14 protein-coding genes and 1 pseudogene are annotated in these 16,595 nt (G+C 72.6%); 11 read left to right on the plus strand and 4 right to left on the minus strand.

Annotation, left to right across the window (positions count from 1 at the left end):
• Nucleotides 1-4 precede the first annotated feature (4 nt).
• Nucleotides 5-904: a DUF2510 domain-containing protein gene (locus tag ACFWWR_RS23475; protein ID WP_383865067.1), complete on the plus strand. Its 900-nt coding sequence runs from the start codon at nucleotides 5-7 to the stop codon at nucleotides 902-904.
• Nucleotides 905-969: 65 nt separating this feature from the next.
• Here ACFWWR_RS23475 and ACFWWR_RS23480 read toward each other — a convergent pair whose 3' ends face one another.
• Both ACFWWR_RS23480 and ACFWWR_RS23485 read right to left on the minus strand, forming a co-directional pair.
• Complete coding sequence (locus ACFWWR_RS23480) at nucleotides 970-2,172, minus strand: amino acid deaminase/aldolase (RefSeq protein WP_383864913.1); 1,203 nt, start codon at nucleotides 2,170-2,172, stop codon at nucleotides 970-972.
• Between the two features lie 942 nt (nucleotides 2,173-3,114).
• Complete coding sequence (locus tag ACFWWR_RS23485; protein WP_383864911.1) at nucleotides 3,115-3,378, minus strand: hypothetical protein; 264 nt, start codon at nucleotides 3,376-3,378, stop codon at nucleotides 3,115-3,117.
• 1,033 nt (nucleotides 3,379-4,411) lie between these two features.
• Here ACFWWR_RS23485 and ACFWWR_RS23490 point away from each other — a divergent pair.
• Both ACFWWR_RS23490 and mycP read left to right on the plus strand, forming a co-directional pair.
• Nucleotides 4,412-5,272 carry a hypothetical protein gene (locus tag ACFWWR_RS23490; protein ID WP_383864908.1) on the plus strand — a complete coding sequence of 287 codons (861 nt, stop codon included), beginning with the start codon at nucleotides 4,412-4,414 and terminating at the stop codon, nucleotides 5,270-5,272.
• A complete protein-coding gene (mycP, locus tag ACFWWR_RS23495) occupies nucleotides 5,269-6,477 on the plus strand; it encodes a type VII secretion-associated serine protease mycosin (RefSeq protein WP_384305095.1) in 1,209 nt (402 codons plus the stop codon). The genes ACFWWR_RS23490 and mycP overlap by 4 nt, the downstream gene beginning before the upstream one ends.
• A gap of 45 nt (nucleotides 6,478-6,522) precedes the next feature.
• On the opposite strand, the gene ACFWWR_RS23500 is transcribed toward mycP, so the two are convergent.
• Entirely contained in the window at nucleotides 6,523-7,542 is a 1,020-nt protein-coding gene (locus ACFWWR_RS23500) for a serine hydrolase (protein ID WP_384305097.1), read from the minus strand.
• A 150-nt stretch (nucleotides 7,543-7,692) separates the two neighbouring features.
• On the opposite strand from ACFWWR_RS23500, the gene ACFWWR_RS23505 reads away from it, so the two are divergent.
• A complete protein-coding gene (locus ACFWWR_RS23505; protein WP_383864899.1) occupies nucleotides 7,693-8,424 on the plus strand; it encodes an SseB family protein in 732 nt (243 codons plus the stop codon).
• Nucleotide 8,425: 1 nt separating this feature from the next.
• Here ACFWWR_RS23505 and ACFWWR_RS23510 read toward each other — a convergent pair whose 3' ends face one another.
• Complete coding sequence (locus ACFWWR_RS23510; protein WP_383864896.1) at nucleotides 8,426-8,800, minus strand: DUF1844 domain-containing protein; 375 nt, start codon at nucleotides 8,798-8,800, stop codon at nucleotides 8,426-8,428.
• Nucleotides 8,801-9,137: 337 nt separating this feature from the next.
• On the opposite strand from ACFWWR_RS23510, the pseudogene infC reads away from it, so the two are divergent.
• From infC to pheT, 7 genes and pseudogenes are all read left to right on the plus strand, one after another.
• A pseudogene (gene infC / locus ACFWWR_RS23515) lies at nucleotides 9,138-9,828 on the plus strand (translation initiation factor IF-3).
• A gap of 111 nt (nucleotides 9,829-9,939) precedes the next feature.
• Nucleotides 9,940-10,134, plus strand: coding sequence for a 50S ribosomal protein L35 (rpmI, locus tag ACFWWR_RS23520; protein ID WP_015661694.1), 195 nt, complete (start codon nucleotides 9,940-9,942; stop codon nucleotides 10,132-10,134).
• A gap of 113 nt (nucleotides 10,135-10,247) precedes the next feature.
• The gene (gene rplT, locus ACFWWR_RS23525; protein ID WP_007495403.1) at nucleotides 10,248-10,631 is read left to right on the plus strand and encodes a 50S ribosomal protein L20; all 384 of its coding nucleotides are present in this window, start codon (nucleotides 10,248-10,250) and stop codon (nucleotides 10,629-10,631) included.
• A 159-nt stretch (nucleotides 10,632-10,790) separates the two neighbouring features.
• The gene (locus tag ACFWWR_RS23530) at nucleotides 10,791-11,636 is read left to right on the plus strand and encodes a TrmH family RNA methyltransferase (protein WP_383864893.1); all 846 of its coding nucleotides are present in this window, start codon (nucleotides 10,791-10,793) and stop codon (nucleotides 11,634-11,636) included.
• A gap of 52 nt (nucleotides 11,637-11,688) precedes the next feature.
• Entirely contained in the window at nucleotides 11,689-12,825 is a 1,137-nt protein-coding gene (locus ACFWWR_RS23535) for an ATP-binding protein (protein WP_383864890.1), read from the plus strand.
• 138 nt (nucleotides 12,826-12,963) lie between these two features.
• Nucleotides 12,964-14,085: a phenylalanine--tRNA ligase subunit alpha gene (pheS, locus tag ACFWWR_RS23540; protein ID WP_383864887.1), complete on the plus strand. Its 1,122-nt coding sequence runs from the start codon at nucleotides 12,964-12,966 to the stop codon at nucleotides 14,083-14,085.
• A complete protein-coding gene (gene pheT, locus ACFWWR_RS23545) occupies nucleotides 14,085-16,595 on the plus strand; it encodes a phenylalanine--tRNA ligase subunit beta (protein WP_383864884.1) in 2,511 nt (836 codons plus the stop codon). Before pheS ends, pheT begins: the two co-directional genes overlap by 1 nt.

The following is a 16,595-nucleotide window of genomic DNA, read 5'->3' on the forward strand; positions in this document are numbered from 1 at the left end:
GAGCATGACGCCCCCGCCCGGCTGGTACCCCGACCCCTCGGCGCCCCACCTGGAGCGCTGGTGGGACGGGGCCGCCTGGACCGGACACCTGCGCGCACCCGAGGTCCCCGGGGCCCCGCAGCCGGCCGACGGGGTGTCCGGGCGGGCCAGGGCCGTCGCCCTCACCACTGCGGCCGTCGTCCTCGTCGCCGCGATCGTCACGGGCGTGGCGGTACTCGGCGAGGACGACGACGCCGGCGTCCCGGCCGCGGAGAGCCTGCCGACGGCCGTGACCTCCACGGCCCCCACCGACACACCCACGCCGACCGGCTCGGAGTCGTCCGGCGCCGCCCCGGACGTCGTGGTCGACGAACTCAACGGCATCACCCTGCCGTTGCCCGAAGGCTGGACCCCGCCCAAGAACGTCGCCGAGGACGACGTCGTCATGACCACCGACGACGGGACGTACGACTGCCCGGCCGGCGTCGGCACCTGCCGGCACGGCCTCGTCCTCACCCGCACGGTCACCGAGAACGACGAGAAGTCCCCCGAGACCCTCGCCGAGCAGGACATCCCAGAGGCCGCCGACTCGGCGTACGACCGCGACTCCCTCGACCGGCGCCTCTACGGCGGCATCGAGTCGCACGAAACCGTCGGGTCCGGGCCGGTCGCGGTGGCGGGCCGCGCCGGGTACTTCGTGCGCTGGCGGGTCAGGACCGCCCAGGGGCCCGGCGGTTACGTGCAGTCGCTGGCCTTCCGGTCCAGCGTCGGCAGCGAGGCGCCGGTGATCGTGCGGTTCGTCTTCGACGCGGGCCCGGACGGGCCGCCGCTCGCCGACATGGACCGGATCACCAAGGGGATCCGGCCCATCGGCGACGCGGACACGGGCGGCGGCGTGGGCAGCAGCATCGGTCCCGAGGACTGATGCCAGGGGGACCGAGGGAGGTCCCCGGAGGAAGAGGGAAGTCCCTGGAGGGACAGGGAAGCCCCCTAGAGGAAGGTGTGTCCTTCCCCGCGGTACGTCGGGACCGTCGCCGTCACCGCGTCCCCCTCGATCAGATGCAGCGCGTCGAACCGCTCGCACAGCTCACCGGCCTTGGCGTGCCGGAACCACACCTTGTCGCCGAGCAGGAGATCGTCGGCCGGGGAGCCGAGCAGCGGCGTCTGGACCTCGCCGGGCCCCTCCTGCGGGTCGTACTTCAGGCCTTCCGGCAGATACGGCACCGGCAGCCGGTCGGGCCCGGCCGCGCCGGAGGCGGGATAGCCGCCGCCCAGGACGGTCACGACCCCGACCCCCGGCCGCCGTACGACGGGCTGGGCGAACAGCGCCGCCGGACGACCGCTGAAGGACGTGTAGTTGTCGAACAGCCGCGGCACGTACAGCCCCGAACCGGCGCCGATCTCGGTGACCGCGTCCTCCGCGGCGGTGTGCTGCACACTGCCCGTGCCGCCGCCGTTGACGAACTCCAGATCCGGCACGACCGCCCGCACCGCGCGCACCACCTCGCCGCGCCGCTCGGCGAGTTCCCGGCGGGCGGTGGCCTGCATCAGCCGGACGGCCCGGGAGCGCAACGGCCGCCCGGCGACGGCGTCCCCGACACCCGCGATGTGCCCCTCGTACGCCATGATCCCGACGACCTTGAACCCCGGCCGCCGGGCCACGGCCCGGGCCATTTCGGCGACCTGGGCGGCAGAGTGCAGCGGGGAGCGCCGGGCACCGACCCGCACCCGGCCCCCGAACAGTTTCAGCGAGGTGTCCAACTCCAGGCAGACCCGCACGACTTCGCGTCCGCCGCCGCGCGCCTCGTCGATGAACCTGAGCTGTGCCGGGTCGTCGACCATCACGGTCACGGCGGCGGCGAGCTTGGGATCGGCGGCCAGTTCGGCGAAGCCGGCGCGGTCGGCGGACGGATAGGCGAGCAGGATGTCGTCGAACCCGGACCGCGCGAGCCACAGGGACTCGGCGAGGGTGAAGGACATGATTCCGGCGAAGCCGTCCTTGGCCAGGACGCGTTCCAGCAGGGTTCGGCAGCGTACGGACTTGCTGGCGACCCGGACCGGCTTGCCGCCGGCGCGGCGGACGAGATCGTCCGCGTTGGCGTCGAAGGCGTCCAGGTCCACGATCGCCACAGGGGCGTCGAGATGGGCGGTGGCCCGGTCGTAACGGGTCCGGTCGGCGGCGCGCGCAGTCATGAACGCAGCCTGCCAGACAGGATTACCGGAGGGTAGGGGGACGTTCCGGGCAGATGCCCCGGGCTCGTGGACTGGTTCCCGTTCGCCCAGGAACAACCCGTAGAGTGACGCGCACGCACGGAGGACGTCCCGCCCCCGGTCGCAGGCCCGCGCCGGGATGCCGGTCCCCCCGTGCGGGTATGCGTGCCCGGACGGCCGAGTCCGCCCCGGGCGGGCCACGACGACAACGGCCCGCGTACGAGGAGACGGCCCGGGCACGAGGAAACGGGGGGTGGCCCGCATGAGCACAGAGGCACGCCACCCCGCGGTCCCTCCACCCCCGACCGAACCGCCGTCGACGGGCGACACGGAGACCGAGCGACCGACGACGCCGCCCCCGGGACGCGCACGCGCGGACACTCCCACCACGGCAGAGCACGACACATGGGACGGCTTCCTCAGCCCGCGCCGCCCGGCTGCTTCGGCTGGGGCCGGCGGGTCTGGTACGCGTGGCTCGTCTGTTTCGGCTCGGGGTGACGCTTTCGGTGCGCGTCGCCCGAGCGCTTCGGCCGGGGACGACGGGTCCGGTGCGGCTGCGTCGGCCAGCGACGAGAGGTTTGGTGCGCGTGCTTCGGCTGTGTCGGCTGGGCATGACGGTCCCGATGGCCGTGGCTGGGCCGTTTCGGCGGAGGGCGAGGGTACCGGTATGCGTGGCTCGGCCTTTTCGGCGGGTGGTGACGGTTCCGGTGCGGTGACGTCGCCCCGGCGAGGCTCCGAGGCCGACGGGACCCGTGCGACCTTCGAAGAGCAGGACATCCGGCTGCGCTTCCCCGCCCCCACGTCCCCGCCTCCGCCACAGGCCTCCGCGCGCTTCCCCGACACCCCGCCGACAGCGGGCCGAGAGACGCGCGGGGAGAACGTGGCGGGTACGCCGACCTACGGCGAACCCACCCAGGCGCACCCTCAGCCGGCCGCAGGCACCCCCACGCCGGGGCTCGCGCCGCCCCGAGCTGACGCCGGGCCCTCCACTCCGGGCTCGACGTCGGCTTCCGCGAGCGCCGGGCCGTCCGTGTTCAGCTCCGTCCCGCCCAGGCGGAACGCCGGGCCGTCCGCGCCGGGCTCGGGCCCGGTTCCCCCGAGCGCCGAACTCTCCGCGCCGGGAGCCGTGCCGACCCGTCCGAGCGCAGGGCCCGCCGTGTCGGCTCCCCGCAGGTCTGGGCCCACCATGCCGGGCGCGGTACCGCCCCGGCCGAGCGCCGGGCCTTCGGCACAGGCATCCGCGCCGCCCCGACCCGACACCGGCCCCTCCACGCCGGGCTCGACGTCGGTTTCCCCGAGCGCCGGTACATCTGTCGCCGGCTCCCAGCCGCCCAAGCCGAGATCCGGGCCCTTCGAGCAGGGCTTCGTGCCGCCTCGCCCCGGTGCCGGGGCCTCCACGCCGGGCTCCGCACCTCCCAGGCCCGGGGCCGCTGGCTCCGCGCCAGGCTCTGTGCCGGCTCCCCCCAGCGCCGCACCCCCGGCGTCGGGCTCGGTGCCGCCCCGTCCCAGTCACCGCCCCCCGATACCGCCCCGCCGTTCCGGCGCGCCCGTCGAGACCGCGTCGGAGAGGACCTTCCGGATGCGTCCGATTCCCGCGGAGCTGCCCCCCGAGGTGGACACTCGCCGAGCCGCGACGCCCGCCGAGCCCGTGCGCCGCCCCGACTTCCCCCCGCGCCCCGCGCACGAGGCACCGGCCCCGGGCCGCACCAACTCCCCGCGCACCTCCTCGCCGTCCGCCGACCAGGGAAGCGGCCCGCGTACGTCTTCGCCGACCCCTGCCCCCGGAAGTGACCGGCGTGCCTCGTCACCGGCCGACGGCCCGGGTAGCGGCCCTCGTTCGTCTTCGCCGGCCCCCGCCCCCGGAAGCGACAGGCGTACCTCGTCACCTGCCCCCGGCAGCGGCCCGCACACGTCTTCTTCGGTTCCCGGTTCCGGTAGCAGTCAGCGCACGTCTTCTTCGCCCACCGGCCCCAGCGCGGGTCCGAGCACGCCTCCTTCGCCCACCGGCACCGGAAGCAGCTCCCGTAACCCTTCGGCCCCCGCCGAACCCGCGATCCCCTCCCGGCCTTCCGAGGCGCCCACCGTCCCCGGCAGCCGCTCGCGCGTCCCCGCCCCGCCCACCACCCCGCCGAGCGCCCCCCGTGTCCCCTCCGCGCCCAGCACCCCGCCCTCGGGCACTCACGCCCTTTCCCCGGACCCCGCGCTCTCCTGGAGCGCCCCGATGGCGCCCGGAGGGACGCCCGGGGCGGGGCGGCCCGTGGTCTCGTTCGGGGAGCCTGAGGGGTACGACGACAGGGCCCGGCCGCGGTCGCTCGGGATGCTCGCTCTGCGGGGGCGGCCCCGGATCGCCATGGTGGCCGCCTGTGTCGTGCTCGGGCTGGGTCTCATCGGCGGGGCCGTGACGGGGAGTTGGCTCATCGGGGAGCCGGGGGAGACCGGCACGGGTGACACCTTCGCCACGGCCCGTGGTCTGTGGCACAGCATCCCGGTCGATCAGTTGTTCCCGCCCACCGTCGAGGGCCAGGGCGCCGGCCCCGGCGGCGCCGACCGGACCTGGACGCGTATCGCCGTCGCCCCCGACAGCGGCTGCCAGGACGCCTTCGACCCGCTGCTGCGCAAGGCCCTCACCCCCGTCGGTTGCGGACGCCTCCTGCGCGCCACGTACACCGACGCCACCCAGAGCTACGTCACCACGGTCGGCCTCCTCTTCACCAAGGCCGACGCCGCCGCCATGACCGCCCTCAGCAAACAGTTCAAGGACGAGGGCCTCGGCAGCCGCACCGACCTGATGCCCCGGCCGTACGCCGCCAAGGACACCGTCGCCGCCGACTTCGGCACCGAGCAGCGCGCCTCCTGGACCGTCTCCGTCCTCACCGACGCCCCCGTCGTCGTCTACGCCGTATCCGGCTGGGCGGACGGCCGTAGGGTCGACACCCCGCTGCCCGCCGCCGAGGCCATGGAGTCCGGCGCCACCACCGCTCCCGCCCAGGCCGGCCTCGGCAACGAGGCCCAGGGCCTCGCCGACCGCGTCGAACGCGGGCTGCGCAAGACCGTCAGCTCGCCCTCGGAGAAGCCCTCATGAGCCGCAGTCACGTGAGACGCACGAGTCCGGTGAGCCTCACGACCCGCCGGGCCGGTCTCCTGAGCGTCCTGCTCGCCGCCTCGATCGCCCTCGTCCCGCCCACCGTCGCGCACGCCGACGGCATACGCGCCAAGCAGTGGGCCCTGGACGCGATGCACACCCAGCAGGCGTGGCGCACCACCAAGGGCGCGGGCGTCACCGTCGCCGTCCTGGACACCGGCGTCGAGGCCGACCACCCCGACCTCGACGGCAACGTCCTCACCGGCAAGGACATGATCGGCTTCGGCGCGAAGGAGGGCGACCGCGCCTGGGCCCGCCACGGCACCGCGATGGCCGGCATCATCGCGGGCCACGGACACGGCGTGGGCAACGGCGACGGCGTCCTCGGCATCGCCCCCGAAGCCAAGATCCTCCCCGTCCGCGTGATCCTCGAAGACGGCGACCCGGCCCGCGCCAAGGCCCGCAGCACCCGCGGCAACGCCCTCGCCGAAGGCATCCGCTGGGCCGCCGACCACGGCGCCGACGTCATCAACCTCTCCCTGGGCGACGACTCCGCCTCCGCCCACCCCGAACCGGCCGAGGACGAGGCCGTCCAGTACGCGCTGAAGAAGGGCGCCGTCGTCGTCGCCTCGGCCGGCAACGGCGGCGAGAAGGGCGACCACATCTCCTACCCGGCCGCCTATCCGGGTGTGATCGCCGCGACCGCCGTCGACCGCTTCGGCACCCGCGCCTCCTTCTCCACCCGCCGCTGGTACGCCACGGTCAGCGCCCCCGGCGTCGACGTCGTCATCGCCGACCCCGACCACAAGTACTACGAGGGCTGGGGCACGAGCGCCGCCTCCGCCTTCGTCTCCGGCGCGGTCGCCCTCATCAGGGCGGCCCATCCGGACCTGACCCCGGCACAGGTCAAGAAGCTCCTGGAGGACACGGCCCGCAACGCCCCGGCCGCGGGCCGCGACGACTCCCGCGGCTTCGGCTTCATCGACCCCGCCGCCGCCCTCTCCGAGGCCGGCCGCCTCAAGCCGGAGGGCCTCCAGGCCGCCGCCTACGGCGACAAGTACTTCGGCTCCGGCCCCGACGAGGCCGAGACCGGCAACGACACCGCCGACTGGGCGGCCCCCCTCGCGGGCGGCCTCGGCGGAGTGATCCTGGTCGCGGCCGTGGTGCTGTGGCGCGGCCGCCGCGAGCGGCAAGAAGACTTCTGACGGACGTCTGACGGCCCACGACGGCGTACGGCAGCCTCCCGGCGGCTACTTGGAGACAGTCGTCGCCGCGGAGGCCGATACCGGTGGCGACGACGCGCCGTCACCCGCGAACACCGACACCGCCGCCTTCGCCGCCGCCTCCGCCAGCGAAATTCCCTTCACCTGTGTCGAGTTGCCCTTCGACAGCACCGCCACCAGGTAGTCGTGGCCGTCCACCGTCACCCGCCCGATGCTGTTGATGTCCCACAGCCCGGTCGTACTGCGCGCCAGCCAGCCGTTCTTCAGGGCCCACTCGGAACCGTCCGCCGCGGCCGACACCCCCCAGTGCTGGTCGACGGCTATCTGCCCCATCAGCCCCTGGACATACGCCCGCGAGGCCTCGCTCAGCTCCGAGTCTTCCCCGAACACCTGCTGCAGCAGGGCCAGTTGGTCGCCGGCCGTGGTCTGGGTCAGTCCCCACAGCATGTCGTCGCCGCCCGCGGTGTCCGTGAGGCCGAGCCGCTCGTTCGCGGCGTCGAGACCGTCCGCCTTCCCGATGATCCGCCACAGGGCCGACGCGGCGGTGTTGTCGCTGTTCTCGATCATCGCGGTGGCGTACGACTTCTCCTGCGCGGTGAGATGCCGGTCCGCGTCCTGCGCCTGGAGCAGCAGCGTCGCCAGGGTGTCGACCTTGACGATGCTCGCCGTGTCGAAGGCGCCGTCGCCGTACGAGGCGCTCTCGCCGGAGTCCAGGTCGAGCACGGCCGCGGACACCTCGGCACTGCTCTCCACGCTCACCGACTTCAGGGCGTCGGCCAGCAGTCCGTCGTGGTCGACCGTCGGCTCCGCCACAGGTTCCACCGATGTCTCCCCGTTCGCCGAAGCGGAAGCCGCAGCCGACGACGAGGCCGACGGCGTCACCGCCGACGATACGGCGCTCGCACCGGAGTGCGCCTGCGCCTTCACGTACACGGTCCCGCCCGCCGTAGCGCCGAGGACGGCCACGGACGCGAGCGCGGTGGACAACAGCGGGCGGCGCCGGGAGGGACCCGAGCGGAGGCGGCGGGCGGCTCTGGAAGACTCCATGCCCGCGATGCTCGGGGGGCCGGCTGTGCGGGCCGTTAGACGGACGTTAGATGTGTGTCAGGGATATCTGAGAAACCCGTGAAAGTCGTCACCGGCAGGTTTCCGGGCCCGCACAAGCGCAGCAGCATCCCCCCTATAGGGTCGGTGACCGTGGCGAACAAGAACATTCCCGACTCCGGCTTCTCCGACGACGACGGCTCGGCCGACCCCCGGCTGAGCGCGGCGCTCGCCGCCTGGGCCGAGGACCGCACCGCCGCCGGCCCCGTCCTGGAGGCGCTCAAGGGCGCCCGGCTGCTCGTTCCCGTCGTGGCCGTGCTCGGCGAGGTCGAGGAGGACGAGAACGGGCTGCGCCGCGAGAAGACCAGCGACATGGCCGTACCGACCCTGAAGGCCGGCTCCCGCACCGCCCTGCCCGCCTTCACCTCCACCGAGTCGCTGGCCCGCTGGGACCCGGCGGCCCGCCCCGTCGCCGTACCGCTGCACCAGGCGCTCCAGGCCGCCGCACACGAGAAGGCGGACACGGTCCTGCTGGACATGGCCGGTCCGGTGCCGTTCGAGCTGACGGGGGCCGCGCTGCTGGCGCTGGCGGAGGGACGTACGACCACGGACCCGCTCGCCGACCCGGCCGTCGTCAAGGCCGTGCGGGAAGCGGTGGCCGCCGAGCCCGCCGTCCTGCGCGCCCACCTCGGACCGGGGCAGGCCGACGGCACTCTCGCCCTCGTGCTGGATTCGTCCGTACCGCCCGCCGAGGCCGCCCGGGCCCTCGCGCAGCGGCTCGCCGCCGACGACACACTGAGGGCCCGCCTGGTGCGCGGCCTCGACCTGGCACTGCTGCCGGCCGGAGCGACGCCGCCGGGCGAGCCCCTGTACGTGCGTCCGTGAGTCAGCCGTAGATCGGGCCGGTGTACTTCTCCCCGGGGCCCTGGCCCGGCTCGTCCGGGACGAGAGACGCCTCGCGGAACGCCAATTGCAGCGACTTCAGGCCGTCGCGCAGCGGGGCGGCGTGGAACGAGCTGATCTCGGTCGCGCTCGCGTCCAGCAGACCGGCGAGGGCGTGCACCAGCTTGCGGGCCTCGTCCAGGTCCTTGTACTTGTCGCCCTCCTCCGTCAGACCGAGCTTCACGGCGGCGGCGCTCATCAGGTTGACGGCGACCGTCACGATCACCTCGACGGCGGGGACCTCGGCGATGTCGCGGGTCATCTCGTCGAAGTCGGGGCCCGCGGCGGACTCGGCGGACTCAGCAGGGGTGTCACTCATGTCCCACACGATAGGGCCCGGTGTACGACGGTTCGCACCACCCCCGACTTGCTGCTAACCTTGTGTGACGACCGGCCGGACAGCAATGCCCGGCCCACAAGTGGAGGCTCCGATCTCCCACCTGACCGTCCCCCGGGACGGCGGGTCACCCCGGTCAGGCGGCCACCATCGTTCCGTACGGACGATGGAGTCGCCCGAATGTGCGCCCCGCGGCATCACCGCGGCGGTGCTCCGGTAGTGCTTGGAGCCCCGCCTGTGATCGTCCGGGGCATTTTTTGTGCTTCGGCGCGGTTAGGTCTGTCTAACAGAGACAAACGCGGCCGTCCGCCAGATGGCCGTGTGGTGCTAACCGAGGAGGATCCATCAGCGCCGAGCCCCGCATCAACGACCGGATTCGCGTTCCAGAGGTGCGACTTGTCGGTCCCAGTGGCGAGCAGGTGGGCATTGTCCCGCTGGCCAAGGCACTGGAGCTTGCACAGGAGTACGACCTGGACCTGGTCGAGGTGGCGGCGACCGCCCGTCCGCCTGTGTGCAAGCTCATGGACTACGGGAAGTTCAAGTACGAGTCGGCCATGAAGGCCCGTGAGGCGCGCAAGAACCAGGCGCACACGGTCATCAAGGAGATGAAGCTCCGGCCGAAGATCGACCCGCACGACTATGACACCAAGAAGGGTCACGTCGTTCGGTTCCTCAAGCAGGGCGACAAGGTCAAGATCACGATCATGTTCCGTGGTCGCGAGCAGTCCCGGCCGGAACTCGGCTACCGACTGCTGCAGCGTCTCGCGGAGGATGTGGCCGACCTCGGGTTCGTGGAGTCGAACCCGAAGCAGGACGGCCGAAACATGATCATGGTTCTCGGTCCGCACAAGAAGAAGACCGAGGCGATGGCCGAGGCTCGCCAGGCTCAGGAGGCCCGCAAGGCCGACGCGAAGGCCAACCCCGGCCGCTCGCAGAACCTCGCGGAATCCGACAGCGTCGAGGACGAGGCCGAGGCAGAGGCCCCGGCCGAGGCTCCCGCCGAGGCGTGATCCCGGGGGACGCGAGTCCCCAGGACCCAACCGATACAAGAGCGACGCTCCACCGTGCCCGGTTTTCGTGACCGGGCACCGGAGCGCCACCGACGAGGAGAGAACGGCGCTATGCCGAAGAACAAGTCGCACAGCGGTGCCAGCAAGCGCTTCAAGGTCACCGGCTCCGGCAAGGTGCTCCGCGAGCGCGCCGGCAAGCGCCACCTGCTCGAGCACAAGTCGTCCCGCGTGACGCGGCGCCTCACCGGCAACGCCGAGATGGCCCCGGGCGACGCCAAGAAGATCAAGAAGCTTCTCGGCAAGTGACCTGTCGGCGCGGTCGATCTTCCGGATCACCGAACGCCACACGTCTGGACCGGGACCCAATCGATTTCGGGCCGTGTGAAGACCACCACGGCCCCGCTACAAGGAGTTAACAAGTGGCACGCGTCAAGCGGGCAGTCAACGCCCACAAGAAGCGCCGGGCGATCCTCGAGGCGGCCTCCGGCTACCGCGGTCAGCGTTCGCGCCTGTACCGCAAGGCCAAGGAGCAGGTCACCCACTCGCTGGTCTACAACTACAACGACCGCAAGAAGCGCAAGGGTGACTTCCGCCAGCTGTGGATCCAGCGCATCAACGCCGCTGCCCGCGCCAACGGCATCACGTACAACCGCTTCATCCAGGGTCTGAAGGCCGCGAACGTCGAGGTCGACCGCAAGATCCTGGCCGAGCTGGCCGTGAACGACGCCGGCGCCTTCGCGGCGCTCGTCGAGGTGGCCCAGAAGGCTCTGCCGAGCGACGTCAACGCGCCGAAGGCCGCGTGACGCTGCGCCGGCTTTGGCGGACGTGACTTGTGGACCCGTGGGCTTCCGGCCTGCGGGTCCGTTGCGTTGTCTGATGTACCGGTGGGTTCGGCACCGCCGAATGCCGCCGTTGTGGTCGATCGCCGTTGCGGCGGAAGGTAGTTGCTGAAGGTGAATCCCGTGCCCGTCACCCCCGAGCTGATCTCCCCGCGTTCCGCCCGCGTCCTGGCCGCCCGGCGGCTCGCCAAGCGGAACTTCCGGAGCAAGGAGCGGCTGTTTCTCGCGGAGGGACCGCAGGCGGTGCGGGAGGCGGCGGCACACGCGTCCACGCTGGTCGAGCTCTTCGCCACGCCGGACGCGGCGGAGCGGTACGCAGACGTCATCGGTGACGCCCGTGACGCGGGGGCCCGGGTGCACCTCGCCGACGAGCAGGTCATCGCCGACATCTCCACGACCGTCACCCCGCAGGGCCTGGTCGGGATCTGCCGGTTCCTGGACACGCCCTTCGAGGACATTCTCGCCGCCCGGCCCAAGCTGGTCGCCGTGCTCGCCCACGTACGCGACCCCGGGAACGCCGGCACCGTCCTGCGGTGCGCCGACGCCGCCGGGGCCGAGGCCGTCGTCCTGACCGACGCCTCCGTGGACCTGTACAACCCCAAGGCCGTACGGGCCTCAGTGGGCTCCCTCTTCCATCTCCCCGTCGCCGTCGGCGTGCCCGTCGAGCAGGCCGTGGCCGGGCTGAAGGACGCCGGGGTGCGCATCCTCGCCGCCGACGGAGCCGGTACGGACGACCTGGACGACGAGCTCGACAAGGGGACCATGGGCGGGCCTACCGCCTGGGTCTTCGGGAACGAGGCCTGGGGGCTCCCGGAGGAGACCCGCGCGCTGGCGGACGCCGTGGTCCGCGTCCCGATCCACGGGAAGGCCGAGAGCCTGAACCTGGCCACCGCCGCCGCCGTATGTCTCTATGCGTCAGCCCGTGCACAGCGCGCCTCCGGAGGGTGCCGCTCCGTCACCGAGAGCTAGTAGGGTGACCAGCTCGGGGGCCCCTCAGACGCCTGAGAGGTGGGGTACGGGGATGAGCGTCGGCACGAGCAGCGCACCGGGAGCACGGGACGTACGGCGCCCGCCCGCGTCCCGGCCCGGTGATCTCGCCGAGCTCGGCATCGATCCCGACCAGCTGCCCGACGGACTGGTCGTCGCGGACGAGCACGGGCGCGTGATCTGCTTCAACGCCGCCGCGGCCCGGATCACCGACCTGCCCGCCGAGGACGCCCTCGGACAGCGGCTGGACAGGGCCCTGCCGTTAGAGGACCTGGAGGGCCGCCGCTGGTGGCAGCTGACCGACCCCTACGGCGGTCTCGCCATCCGGGTGGGACAGCCCGAGCGGAATCTGCTGCTGCACGGGGGGCGCGAGGTGCTCGTCTCCGCGAAATACGTGCGGACGCGGCCCACCGGACCGGTCCGCCGGGTCGTCGTCTGTCTCCGTGACACCGAGGCCCGCCGCCGCACCGAGCGCAGTCACGCCGAACTGATCGCCACCGTCGCCCACGAGCTGCGCTCCCCGCTCACCTCGGTCAAGGGGTTCACGGCCACCCTCCTCGCCAAGTGGGAACGCTTCACCGACGACCAGAAACGGCTGATGCTGGAGACCGTCGACGCCGACGCCGACCGGGTCACCCGGCTCATCGCCGAACTCCTCGACATCTCGCGGATCGACTCCGGGCGGCTGGAGCTCAGGCGCCAGCCCGTCGACATCGGCGCCGCCGTCGGGCGCCACATCCAGGCGTACGTCGCCGCGGGGCTGGCCGCCGACCGGTTCCTGCTGCGCCTCGAACAGCCGCTGCCCGCCCTGTGGGCCGACCCCGACAAGATCGACCAGGTGCTCAGCAACCTGCTGGAAAATGCGGTGCGGCACGGCGAGGGAACCGTCACGATTGACATCACGGCCACGGCGTCGCCCCGAGAGGGGGAGGATGCCGGCACGTCGGTCACGGTGAGCGACGAGGGGTCCGGCATCCCGGAGGAGTCCATGAACCGCGTCTTCACCCGCTTCTGGCGGGGCAGCAAGCGCGGTGGCACCGGCCTCGGGCTCTACATCGTCAAGGGCATCGTCGAGGCCCACGGCGGCACCATCACGGTCGGCCGCGCCCCCGGCGGCGGCGCCGAGTTCCGATTTACGTTGCCCGTGAGCGCTCCGGCCTACCTGACCTGAGCAGCCCGCGGGCGCATTCGTACATCCCCACCCCGTTAGACTCGGCCTTTGGCACCTTTGTGTCCCGAAGCCGACGACGATTCGTCCATGGATCGGTGACGGGGACCTCCAGCCAGCCAATCGGAAGCACGGGAAGAGATGTCGGCACCGAATAAGTCGTACGACCCTGTCGAGGTCGAGGCGTTGAAACCGGAAGCGATCGAGCGCATGCGGGACGAGGCGCTCGCCGCCTTCACCGCCGCCGATTCCCTCGACGCGCTCCAGGAGGCCAAGGTCGCGCACACCGGCGGCACCTCGCCCCTGGCCCTCGCCAACCGCGAGATCGGCGCGCTGCCCCCGCACGCCAAGGCCGAGGCCGGCAAGCGCGTGGGCCAGGCCCGCGGCGCCGTGAACAAGGCCCTCGCCGCCCGCCAGGTCGAGCTGGAGGCCGAGCGCGACCAGCGGGTGCTGGTCGAGGAGGCGGTGGACGTCACGCTGCCGTACGACCGCGTACCGGCCGGCGCCCGCCACCCGCTCACCACGCTCTCCGAGCGCATCGAGGACGTCTTCGTGGCCATGGGCTACGAGGTCGCCGAGGGCCCGCAGGTCGAGGCCGAGTGGTTCAACTTCGACGCCCTGAACATCGGCCCGGACCACCCGGCCCGCGGCGAGGCCGACACGTTCTTCGTGCAGGGCCGGGGCGGCGGCACCGAGTCCGGTGTCGTGCTGCGCACCCACACCTCGCCCGTGCAGATCCGCTCCCTGCTGGAGCGCGAGCTGCCCGTGTACGTGATCTGCCCCGGCCGCGTGTACCGCACCGACGAGCTGGACGCCACGCACACGCCGGTCTTCCACCAGGTCGAGCTCCTCGCCATCGACGAGGGCCTGACCATGGCCGACCTCAAGGGCACCCTGGACCACATGGTCCAGTCGCTGTTCGGCGAGGGCATGAAGACCCGGCTGCGGCCCAACTTCTTCCCCTTCACCGAGCCGTCCGCCGAGATGGACATGGTGTGCTACGTCTGCCGCGGCGAGTCCGTCGGCAACCCCGACCGGCCCTGCCGCACCTGCTCCAGCGAGGGCTGGATCGAGCTCGGCGGCTGCGGCATGGTCAACCCCAAGGTGCTGACCGCGTGCGGCGTCGACCCGGAGAAGTACAGCGGCTTCGCCTTCGGGTTCGGCATCGAGCGGATGCTGATGTTCCGCCACAACGTCGAGGACATGCGAGACATGGTCGAGGGTGACGTCCGGTTCACCCGGCCGTTCGGGATGGAGATCTGATGCGGGTCCCGCTTTCTTGGCTGCGGGAGTACGTCGACCTGCCGGCGACTCAGACCGGGCGTGACGTCCAGGCCAAGCTCATTTCGGCCGGCCTCGAGGTCGAGACGGTCGAGCAGCTCGGCCACGACCTCAAGGGCCCGCTCGTCGTCGGCCAGGTGCTGACCATCGAGGAGCTGGAGGGCTTCAAGAAGCCGATCCGCTTCTGCACGGTCGATGTCGGCCAGGCCAACGGCACCGGCGAGCCCCAGGAGATCGTCTGCGGCGCCCGCAACTTCGTCGTCGGCGACAAGGTCGTCGTGGTGCTCCCCGGCGCCACCCTGCCGGGCGGCTTCTCGATCTCCGCCCGCAAGACGTACGGCAGGACGTCCCACGGCATGATCTGCTCCGGCGACGAACTGGGCATGGGCGACGACGGCAGCCACGGCATCATCGTGCTGCCGCCGGAGACCGAGGTCGGCAAGGACGCCATCGAGCTCCTCGAACTGGTCGACGAGGTCCTGGACATCGCCGTCACCGCCAACCGCGGCGACTGCCTGTCCATCCGCGGCGTCGCCCGCGAGACCGCCATCGCCTACGGCCTTCCGCTGAGCGACCCGGCCCTGCTCGACGTCCCCGGCCCGAACGCCTTCGGCTACCCGGTGAAGGTCCTGGACCCCGTCGGCTGCGACCGCTTCACCGCCCGCACCGTCACCGGGCTCAGCCCCGAGGCGCGCTCCCCGATCTGGCTCCGGCGCCGCCTGCAGAAGGTCGGCATGCGCCCGATCTCGCTCGCCGTCGACGTCACGAACTACGTGATGATGGAGCTCGGCCAGCCGCTGCACGCCTACGACCGCTCGCTCGTCCAGGGCACCATCGGCGTCCGCCGGGCCGAGGAGGGCGAGAAGATCGTCACCCTCGACGGCGTCACCCGCACCCTGCACGCCGAGGACCTGGTGATCACCGACGAGCGCGGTCCGATCGGCCTCGCCGGGGTCATGGGCGGCGCCAACACGGAGATCGCCGACCACACCGAGGCCGAGGGCACGACCGACATCGTGATCGAGGCCGCGCACTTCAACGCGGTCTCCATCGCCCGTACGGCCCGCCGCCACAAGCTGTCCTCCGAGGCGTCCAAGCGCTTCGAGCGCGGCGTCGACCCGCAGGCGGCCTCCGCCGCCGCCCAGCGCACCGTCGACCTGCTGGTGCTGCTCGCGGGCGGCACCGCCGAGGCCGGCGTCACCGAGGTCATCGCGCCGTCCGGGCCGCACACCATCGCGGTCGCGGCCGACCACCCGGACAAGGTCGCGGGCGTCGAGTACGGCCGCGAGACCGTCGTACGCCGTCTCCAGGAGGTCGGCTGCGACGTGTACGGGCAGGACGAGCTGATCGTCACCGTGCCGTCCTGGCGGCCCGACCTCGCCGAGGTCAACGACCTGGCGGAAGAGGTCATCCGCCTGGAGGGCTACGAGAACCTGCCCTCGACGCTGCCCAAGCCGCCGTCCGGCCGCGGCCTGACCCACCGGCAGCGGCTGCACCGCCGCGTCGGCCGTGCCCTGGCCGGCGCCGGGTACGTCGAGGCGCCGAACTACCCGTTCGTCAGCGAGCAGGTCTTCGACCAGCTCGGCCTCGCGGCCGACGACCCGGCCCGCCGGGTCGTCAGGCTGGCCAACCCGCTCAACGACGAGGAGCCGGCGCTTCGTACGTCGCTGCTGCCGGGCCTGCTCGCCGCGCTGCGGCGCAACGACGGCCGGGGCTCGCACGACCTCGCGCTGTTCGAGACCGGTCTGGTCTTCCTCCCTCGTCAGGAGCAGCGGGCCGCTGTCTCGCCGCCCGTCGACCGGCGTCCGACCGACGAGGAGATCGCCGAGCTCGACGCCGCGCTGCCCGAGCAGCCGCGCCATGTCGCCGTCGTCCTCGCGGGCGCCCGCGAGCAGGCCGGCTGGTGGGGCAAGGGCCGGCCTGCCGACTGGGCCGACGCGGTCGAGGCGGCACGGGCGGTGGCGCGTGAGGCCGGTGCCGAACTGCTCGTCCGCGGCGGCCAGTACGGGCCGTGGCACCCGGGGCGGTGCGCCGAGCTGGTGGTCGTCGCGGACGGTGCCGAGCGGGTCGTCGGTCACGCGGGTGAACTGCACCCGCGGGTGCTGAAGGCGCTGGGCCTGCCTGCGCGTACCTCCGCGATGGAGCTGGACCTGGACGCCCTGGAGCGGGTCGGTGACGGCACCCCGCAGGCGCCGAGCATCTCCACGTTCCCGGTCGCCACCCAGGATGTCGCGCTGGTCGTCGACACATTCGTACCGCACGCCGACGTGGAGGCCGCGCTGCGCGACGGTGCGGGTGAACTGCTGGAGGCGATCCGGTTGTTCGACGTGTACGAGAACGCCGAGCAGCTCGGTGAGGGGCGGAAGTCGCTGGCGTACGCGCTGCGGTTCCGGGCGGCCGACCGGACGCTGACGGTGGATGAGGCGTCGGCGGCTCGGGACGCTGCGGTTGCCCTCGCGGGCGAGCGTACGGGGGCTGTCCTGAGGGGTTAG

This window comes from Streptomyces sp. NPDC058678 (genome assembly GCF_042714835.1).
In the GTDB taxonomy this organism is placed as follows: domain Bacteria; phylum Actinomycetota; class Actinomycetes; order Streptomycetales; family Streptomycetaceae; genus Streptomyces.